The sequence below is a fragment of the Rhodoferax sp. LS1R11 genome (genome assembly GCF_056521395.1).
Genome location: NZ_JBWMAW010000029.1, coordinates 19,095 through 27,777 on the forward strand (window position 1 = coordinate 19,095; position 8,683 = coordinate 27,777).

Annotated in this window: 7 protein-coding genes and 1 pseudogene; all 8 read right to left on the bottom strand. The window is 52.6% G+C overall.

Features of this window, described 5'->3' with window-relative positions; translation table 11 throughout:
* Position 1: 1 nt before the first annotated feature.
* On the bottom strand, positions 2-904 hold the full coding sequence (locus AC097N_RS20730; protein WP_479583968.1) for a glycosyltransferase family 2 protein: 903 nt from the start codon (positions 902-904) through the stop codon (positions 2-4).
* Entirely contained in the window at positions 901-2,235 is a 1,335-nt protein-coding gene (locus AC097N_RS20735; RefSeq protein WP_479583969.1) for a hypothetical protein, read from the bottom strand. Before AC097N_RS20735 ends, AC097N_RS20730 begins: the two co-directional genes overlap by 4 nt.
* The gene (locus AC097N_RS20740) at positions 2,232-3,596 is read right to left on the bottom strand and encodes an O-antigen ligase family protein (RefSeq protein WP_479583970.1); all 1,365 of its coding nucleotides are present in this window, start codon (positions 3,594-3,596) and stop codon (positions 2,232-2,234) included. Before AC097N_RS20740 ends, AC097N_RS20735 begins: the two co-directional genes overlap by 4 nt.
* Positions 3,593-4,846, bottom strand: a complete 1,254-nt coding sequence (locus AC097N_RS20745) for a glycosyltransferase family 4 protein (protein ID WP_479583971.1) — start codon at positions 4,844-4,846, stop codon at positions 3,593-3,595. Before AC097N_RS20745 ends, AC097N_RS20740 begins: the two co-directional genes overlap by 4 nt.
* Before the next feature lie 38 nt (positions 4,847-4,884).
* Positions 4,885-5,958, bottom strand: coding sequence for a hypothetical protein (locus AC097N_RS20750; protein ID WP_479583972.1), 1,074 nt, complete (start codon positions 5,956-5,958; stop codon positions 4,885-4,887).
* Between the two features lie 10 nt (positions 5,959-5,968).
* Positions 5,969-7,489 carry a lipopolysaccharide biosynthesis protein gene (locus tag AC097N_RS20755; RefSeq protein WP_479583973.1) on the bottom strand — a complete coding sequence of 507 codons (1,521 nt, stop codon included), beginning with the start codon at positions 7,487-7,489 and terminating at the stop codon, positions 5,969-5,971.
* Positions 7,490-7,511: 22 nt separating this feature from the next.
* Positions 7,512-8,453 (bottom strand): glycosyltransferase family 2 protein, encoded by a 942-nt coding sequence (locus tag AC097N_RS20760; RefSeq protein ID WP_479583974.1) that lies wholly within the window; start codon positions 8,451-8,453, stop codon positions 7,512-7,514.
* Positions 8,454-8,463: 10 nt separating this feature from the next.
* A pseudogene (locus tag AC097N_RS20765) lies at positions 8,464-8,683 on the bottom strand (GDP-L-fucose synthase); the annotation flags it as partial.

An 8,683-nucleotide genomic window follows, 5' to 3' on the forward strand; every position in this document is an offset into this window, starting at 1 on the left:
TTCATACCTTTGCCGCGCCCTTTTTCTGGTAGAAGCCCGCAAGCAGGCTAATGTAGGGCCAGGCAAAGTAAAGCGGCCAAGCCGGACCGGCGTGACGCTTGGTCAGCACAAGCCAGGAGCGCCATGGCAAGCCCTTGCGGCTCATCATCAGCGCCCACCGGCGGCCCAAAAGCAAATTGGTATCCATATACGTGCCTGTCAAGGCATTGCCACTGCACGTTCCGTGCACCCCGGGTGCCACCCATACCCCCACACCAAGCTTATTGGCACGCAGTGCATAGTCGGTATCTCCCATGGCATGTTCGAACGCGGGCTCTACATTGCCCACGCTATGCGCTACTTGCCTTGAGACCAGCACCGTGTTGCCATTCATGGATTCGCATGGCTGGGCCGCATCAGTGGGCTTGATTTTTGAGAAGCGCATTCTTCTAAGCGCTGAAACGCGAACTTCTCCGCCATATGTGAGCACCCCGGTGTGTTCATCAACGGTGCTCCCGACAACGATGGCTGGCTTGACATGTTTTTCGCGCAGCATCGCTTCGCAAGCGACAAGGCGTGAAATCGTATCGGCATACAACATGGTGTCGTCGTTGAGCCAAAGATAAAAATCGTAGTCTGACTGCATCGCCACTTCTAGCGCCTGGTGCATTCCGCGGGCCCAATACAGGTTGCCTTCACCCCGCACAACTTTCACCCAGGGGAACTCTTCAGACAGCGCCTTGGTTGTGCCATCGGTGCTGCCGTCATCAACCACAACAGCAGACAACGCTATGGAGCGCGGGAGGGTGCTGGCACCAAGCGCCCGAAAACAGGCAAGTGTTTTTTCTTTGCGATTGAAGCAGGTGAGAACAACACAAAGACGCATTTGGTTGGATAACTGTGGTGATGAAGTATCAAAAGTCATGGTCTTGCTTTGCTTACAGGTGTGGTCAACGTGCTTTCCAACTGAAAGCGGACAGGTACCGCATCAAACGCCATCTTGGCGTTGCCTGTCGCAACTGCCAGGGGGATTGAGAGTGCGTTGCCGAACAAACGTTCAGCTGTTCTGGCTCGGGTGCCTGCGGGAAGTGCGATTGCGCTTTCAGTGGGTTTGGTTGCCCATACAAAGAGCGATTGTTCTTGACCTTTTTTTGCAAGGCAAGTAACCAATGGACCCTTGCTCCTGCATCCGGAGAATTTGGACGCCATCAACCACTCTTGGGTTTTTTGCATTGCGTCGTAGCCAAAAAGTTTTTGACCGTCTGCGGCAACCATCCCGCTTCGTGAATTGTCCCAGGCGTAGTAGTAAAACCTTTCAATGCCAGCAGCTGCACCCAAAATGAGAAGCTGGTTCAGTCGCGCGATAGCCTCTTCGCGGGTACGCGCTGAAATGCCGGATGGCGGGTCGGTCGCAAGGAGTGTGTCCACGCCTGTTTCAGTGTTCCAAAGGGGCAGTTTTTCGACTCCTTGGCGTTTCATGATTGCCCTGATCTCAATCATTTGCTTCGCAAAGTGGTCGGTCCCTTCGGCATAAAAATGGTAGCAAACGGCTTGAACATACTGTGCCCCTCCATCCGCCAGAAATTTCTCCAGGCGGTCTGGCCCGTTTACAAAACCAGGGGTACAAAGTTTGGCGCTCGGAGATACTTCATCCAATACTTTGCGGGCGGTCTTAGCCATTTCGACCATACTTTTCACACTGCCTGTAAAGAAGCCAGGCTTACCAACATCTCGCGCGAAATCTGAAAAATAAGGTTCATTCCACAACTCATAGGCAAAGATGCGAGTGCTATAACGCTGTGCAACTTGCCGAACATACTCTTCCCAATGGGCAATACGAATGGACTCGGCACCGCAACCAAAACCATAAGGACACTTTTCGTTAGGTCTGGCCGACGCCCAACGCGGCGTTGAACCCAGCGTGTAAAGCACTTCTGCCCCGCTGTTGACACCGGTGTCGACAAACGTATCCATGCGCGTAAATTCCCACTTGCCAGCGCTAGGTGCGACATCGCCCCATCGTGTCACGGTGTCCCATAGCCTCATGCTTCCAATCTTTATCGTTGGCCATTGTGTTGAGATCGCTTTTTCTGTTGGCAATACAACAATGCGGTGAAAGTGCGCGCCAAAATAAACCGGGCCGACAACGTTGGTGGGCGCTTGGGTGGCATCGACGTAAATGTCAGATGTCCACACGGGGCTGGAAAACAAAGAGCCTGCCAGACCAAGTGCAGTTAAAAGTCCGACGGCTCTCATAACGGGTACCTCGCAAGTGTGGATTGACCACGAAGGCCCTGGGTGGCTGGAACCTTGTTTTTTGCGACAAAGGCAAGCGCTGCGCCAAAAATTAGCGCTTGCAGGTAGTCCACTCCATAGGGAACGTAGTAGGCCACTTGCATTGCAAGCATTACCAGCAGTATTTCTGCATGAACATTGGTACGGGGGGTTTTGCATATTTTGTAGAGCCCTGCCAGTACGTAAAAATTGGCAAGTCCATACGCCAACAAACCTAATAGTCCGGTGTTAAAAAGAGTTTGAACATACAGGTTGTGAGCGATGTAGCTGATCTGCTTGGATTGCCCCCGACTGTCAACAACGGTACGAGTGTTGTCTGCGCCGAAACTTTGCCCTATGACAACGGACCGTGCACCCGCCTTGTACCAGTTCTTGACGATTTCCCCCCAGCTTTGCAGACGCTCACCACCGGTCCCACCACCGGACAAGGCACCTGCAGCGGAGTTGCTGACCTGTTGGGTGACTCCCGAGAGCGTATCGTTAAATACCAAAGGTACGGTTGTGACGGCAGCAATGGCGACAACTACCATCATCTGTTTCAGGGCTGAGCCGCTGTTGGTTTTACCAAGCAGCATCCTTACCAATACGCCGACCATAGCCGCAAGCCAGACAGAGCGGTGTTGTAGCACCACGACCATGCTTAAAAGCAGAGGTGATAGAAAGCGCATCAAGGCCAAGCTGGGAGATGCGGCAGCAAAGAAAAAAGCAGCAACCAAAACCTGCGCAATGACTAGCGCATGATTGGAGTAGATAACGCGAATGGGGCCGTCGATGTTGTAGGTGCCGCCAGGAGGCAACAGACTTGTAATAGGCAAGTAGTAAACAACCCAGCGGTAAAACGCAATACCAATAAGTACCAAAGTGCTTGCCACCAAGGCTTTGAATAGCGACAGCAAGCGTTGCTCAGTTGTGGGGAAGCTCATGGCATAGCTGCCAGCAACAATGAAGTAAAAGTAAGAGCGCCCTTGCACACCAGCACTCAGACCATAAGAGGCCAGTCCCGTCAGGATACTCAGCATCACGAGTGCAACGAAAAAGAACCAGGACTTGTTTCCAGATGGGCAGTCCGCAGCGAGGAAAAAGCGTGTTGCTGCTGCGAAACCCAATAGTAAAAAGACCAGATCAGCAGAAAACAGGTTGATGCCCAGGTTTATGGCGGCGCCACCCAATGTCAGTGTGTCGAGCAGGAAAGAAAAGATGACAAGTGAAAGACCAAATACGAAACTGCGGTGCAAGTAGATAAGCAAAACGGGCACCAGCAATCCCAAGAGTAGGGCTACCACAAATGGCAGTGCTTGCAATATGTAGACAAATGCATTCACGTTGAAGCCCTCGCCGCAGTGGTTTTTGCAACATCAATAGCGCTGTGCCGAACAGCTTGCTCATACAGTGCGTAAAACTGATCCACCACCGCCGGAGTGGTAAACCTGCGACGTACAGACTCAATGCCGCGCATCGAAAGATCTGCGTAGCGCACAGGCTCAAGTGTTTCCAGCAACGCAGCGGTGATTGCCGTAGGGTTTGTGACGTCGCAAAGGGTTCCGTCATTGCCTACCACCCATGGCACGGCTCCGCTGGATTCACCTGCGACCACTGGCAAGCCCATCGCCATGGCTTCCGCGATGACCATTCCGAATGATTCCTCAATGGAGGTGTGCAACAGCAGGTCATGCGTTGCCAGTTCTTGTAACAACTGCTTGTGGGGAATGGCTCCATGAAAAACCATACTCTGTTCGACACCTTTTGCTTTGCACCAGGTCTCGGCGGTTTGGCCGGGGCCAAAGTCTGAGCCGTAGAGGTGCATGGTGGCACCCGGGTTGCCCTTTATGAGCGTGCTAAAAGCTAGCAAACCTGGCTCCGGGTTTTTGCGGGCATCCCACCCATTGCAGACCATGGCGATATTGGGCGATATTGGGGCTGTGCGTGCCATTGCTGACGTTGTTGCATAGGAGTCAACAGGGTTGGGCACTACCTGGATGGGCGTTGCAGTTAACGCTTGCACTTCGTTTTTCATGTAAGGCGAAACTGCCGTGATGATCTTGGCGCGTTTGAATGTTTTGAGAGCCATCAATACGCGCAGCCAGCGATATAAGCTTCGTGTCGGGCGACTTGTAGAGTTCAACTTTGCGATCGTGTATGGCGAATCATGGCAAGTTATGACATGCGGCAGGTTGGTGCGCATTGCAGCCAAAGCAAATTCATATACCCAGTGGGCATGCAATACGTCCGGATTTTTGACTTTGATAGCTCGTTGAAGCAGGTCAATTTCAAAACGATAAAGGTCAACAATGCGTCCCGGTAGCCAGCCGTTAGGTCGCCATGCCCTTGGGCGCATGGGTATGTAGCTCAGGCTGAAGTTATTTCCGGTCGCTGTTACGGTGCCTGTTGCTTTCAGGGGCAAGTCATTTGATAGTGTGAATGCGCTGACTGTATGACCACGGGCAAGCAGTTCGCCTATCAATGTGGCCAAAAGTGGGCCGCCCGAGTACCCCAGCGGCAACCCCACCGTTTCACAAGTGAGGAGGTGTTTGATGTCTGCGGTGGCGATAGGGCCGACTAGTCCGATGTGCATTTTTTGGAAAGAGATTGAGTAAATCGAATGATCGGGGACTAACTTGTCAGCGGTGTGACGCCATAGTGAATGAGGTCACAGTGCAAAGTACCCCCTTCTTTTGCCAACACAATGCTTGTCATGAGGCTGGCTGGAACTTGACCAGTCATATCTATGGTGTGGCCGCGACCGATGTCTGCAACCTTATGCCTAACCGCTGCGGCTATTGCCCGCTGCGTTGGGCTACCAATTTCCGCTTGAGTTGGTTCATGGCCCCAAATGGAATAAAAGCCTTCAGGATGCTTTTGCAAATTGGGTTCAAACCAAAGGTAAGGTGCTTTGGATAAATAGGCTGCAGTGGCACTGAATGACGATACAGAGCACACCAACAAATCCGCATTTGCCAAGGCGAGTAGGTCCGAGCAATCAGAGTCAGGCAGGTCAGATGTAGTGACTGCATTCAAGCCTGCCAGCAAAGGTTGCAGTTGTTCCAGTGTGCCGTCAGACACCACGAGGAACTGTACGGCATCGCCCAGTTGTTTTTGTATGGACAAGGCTATGTTGCGGTACCACTGCAAGGGCAGGGCAACGTTGAATTTGCCCTGGTAATCGGACAGTTGCGGCGTCGCAGCACCAAAGTCGCCCAAGCGTACGTGCATGGCGACGGTGATCTTGTCGGGGCTCAGTCTTGCGCGTATTGCCAGCAGATTGCGTGCTGCAAAGCGGCTCTGGTAGAGCGTGGCGTAAACAAAGTCGCGAGCGGCGGCAATGTGTCTGTAGCCGCCCCACATGCCTTCAGTCACCAGCACGTAGCCACTGCGTTGGTGTAGCTGGTGTTCTTCGGCGAAGGGTTTGAAGGCGTCAACAAAATCGCCACCACCAAAGCGCAAGTAGTCTGCTTCCGTAAATTCCACACGTGGAAGGATGCGTTCAATAGCTTTATGGCTAAGCCAGTCATGCCGTGGCGTGCCAAAGTGACGCCAATAGCGACGGGTGTTCAATCCAAAGGCTGGGGGCAACGCACGGGCGCCGATAAGCTGCGCAGCAAGAAAGGAGCGTGCCCAGGGAATGAGTTCATTGCCCAGCCCAGCGCCCCTGCCTTGCACGCGTGGCATGGTGAATCTAAGCGTCATACAAGGTACCTCATACGACGATTAGTCTCTTCACAGCTGTTGGCAAAGATGCGGTTAGTTGCCTCAGCAACTGGGCAACAGGTTTGGATACGAGCCACCGTTGACCAAGCAAGAACACGCTGGCACTCACCAACGCCGCAAAGGTGCCGACAAATAACAGGCGTAAACCCGCAGGCAGTGTTGTGGCGCTGAGTTGCGTTTCCACTGCGAAGGTAAGTGCGGCACAAATTGCCGCCAGGACGGCTGGACCCGTCAACACGGAAATGACGGCCAACCAACTGCCCTTGAGCAATCCCAGAGTTATGTGCGTCACCGCAATAAAACGGATGACGTAGCTGATGAATACGGCCCACGCCACAGTCTCCAACGTAAAACCTGAGGCCCACCATAAAAGTGGCACAAATAGAGTGAGACTAAAAAATTGGATTCCCATTTCATACTCGGCCTTGCCCATTCCGGTCATGACAGGGCCGCCAAGTCCCATCAATGCACTGAAAGGCATGGCAAGAGCGAGTGGCGTGAGCAGGGTGACTGCGCTCAGCCATTTGGCGCCATACACGCCACTAATCATCGTTTCGGGAATAGCAGCGACTACACCAAACATGGGTAAGCAGATGAAGCCAATGACCCCGAGTGCGGCTAAGTAGGTTTGCCTAAGTCGTGTCACATCGTCTTGCATCCGCGCCGTTGCTGAAAACAATACGCCTTGCAAGCTGGAGACAATGTTGTAGGTTGGCATTGCCACGAGGCTAAAAGCCCGATTGTAGAGACCGAGTTGCGTGGCCCCAAAAGTGCGGCCCAGCACAACACTGTCCAGGCAAGACAGCCCCCAATTGCATAGGTTTGTAGCGGTGACCTTTACTCCGAAGCGCAAAAAACCAGCACTGTCATTTTTGATGCATGGCTTGAGCGTGTGTCTGGCCATGTTGTAGGTCAGTAACGTGCCGAAGATGGTTTGGGTCAATTGGGCAACTACAAGACTCCAGACGCCAAAGCCGAAAAAGGCCAGTGGCAAGCCCAACACCACGTACCCTATGAGATAGCTTGCGATCTGTGCGACCTGTAAGCGACGAAAGTCAAGTTTTCTGCGCAAAAGCGCGGCAGATGTCTGCCCCAAGCCTTGGATGGCGAACGTCAAAAACAGGGCTTGAAGTACCGGCAGAGCATCGGGTCGTTTGAAAAAATCGGCAATGGAGCCTGCCGCAATTTCTAAGGCTATGGTTAACGCGATGCCAATTAGCGACTGAAGTGTGAAGACGTAACGGATGTCCCGCGTTGTGATTTCGTGGCGCTGTACAAGTACAGATGCGAGACCAAAATCAGCAAAAAGAGCGCCAAGCCCTAAAACCAGCGACGCAAGGGCTACAACCCCAAAAGACTCAGGACCGAGTAAGCGGGCGAGAACAATCCCGATCACAAACTGGAGTCCCACGCGTGAAAATGCCCCAAGATAGTTCCACTTCAAGGCCCTAACACTTTGCTGACCAAGCGATGGCGCTGAGGTGGGCGAGGTCTTTTTTTCTGTATCCACCGTGTTGCCTTGCCTTGAAGCCTCAGCTTGCATTAGCAAATTTGTTCAGGAACTTTGAGAGGCCATTGATCTGCAAATTAACTCGAACCTTGTTGAAGGTGTGCGCAATCCGCTGAAAGGTAAGCGCATTCAAGATGGCTTGACGTTGCCGCAATGCTGGGCGTTTCTCTTGCTCATGGGCCGATGCGATGTCGAGATCTGTTTCAACATACTTCTCCAACTGCTTTTTGTTCATGGCATTTATTTTTTTGAACTCAGCGTGGTTGATGTCAAACATCTCGTTAATTTTCGAGTCAGTACCGCGACGGTGATCCAGATGCACAAGATTGAAATTGGGCAGCATGAACGTGTATTGCCCGAGCTTGTCCAAACGGCGAATGAATTCCGTATCTTCCCAACCGTAGGAAATCATTTTTCGGTTCAGTCCGCCTGATATCTGCAGTACTGATTTTTCGGCGACAAAAATGCCGCCATTGCAGTCACGAGTTGCAATGTCTTTATGTAACGGGGCATCGGAAAAACGTCTTGTTTTTCCGTACTTCTCCATATCGAGCGAACTGGATATTTCGGCCTTCAGTTCACCTGAAACATCCATGAATATCCTGTTGTGCGGTATGACGACTCGCCCTAAACCCCTGCGCAACATGCGGCACGCCTCACGGAGTGCATCAGGGTGCAGCAGTATGTCGGTGTCGCACATGCAGATCAGCGGGCGAGTCGATAGCGCAACGCCGCCGTTAACTGCACGTGACTTGCTGAACCGACCAGGATTTAGCTCAAAGTGCCTGAGGACATCAGGAAAGGCTTCAACAATTCGCTTCGTACGAATCTCTGCATCTTGCTCCATCAACAGCACTTCAGACTGCGGGAAATGGAGTTGCAGAAAACGCAATACTGTCAAACAGTTATCGACCCTGTCCTCAGTATCGACACGAATTGGAATGATGAATGACAGATCTTTCATGGAGACATCCTCATTGGGCAGCTGTCAAAAACTCCGCATAAGCCACCCCCAGCCCCTGCACAAACCCGGTCCTGGCCGTCCACCCCGCCCGGCTCAGCAGCCCCACATCCATCAGCTTGCGCGGCGTGCCATCAGGCTTGGTGGCATCAAACACAATCTCCCCGGTGTAACCAATCACGTTTTGGACTGTTTCTGCCAGCTCCCTGATCGTCACATCATGGCCCACGCCA

Coding starts and splice junctions, on each gene's coding strand:
- AC097N_RS20735 (WP_479583969.1), bottom strand. CDS start 2,235: ATGAGAGCCGTCGGACTTTTAACTGCACTTGGTCTGGCAGGCTCTTTG.
- AC097N_RS20760 (WP_479583974.1), bottom strand. CDS start 8,453: ATGAAAGATCTGTCATTCATCATTCCAATTCGTGTCGATACTGAGGAC.
- AC097N_RS20730 (WP_479583968.1), bottom strand. CDS start 904: ATGACTTTTGATACTTCATCACCACAGTTATCCAACCAAATGCGTCTT.
- AC097N_RS20750 (WP_479583972.1), bottom strand. CDS start 5,958: ATGACGCTTAGATTCACCATGCCACGCGTGCAAGGCAGGGGCGCTGGG.
- AC097N_RS20745 (WP_479583971.1), bottom strand. CDS start 4,846: ATGCACATCGGACTAGTCGGCCCTATCGCCACCGCAGACATCAAACAC.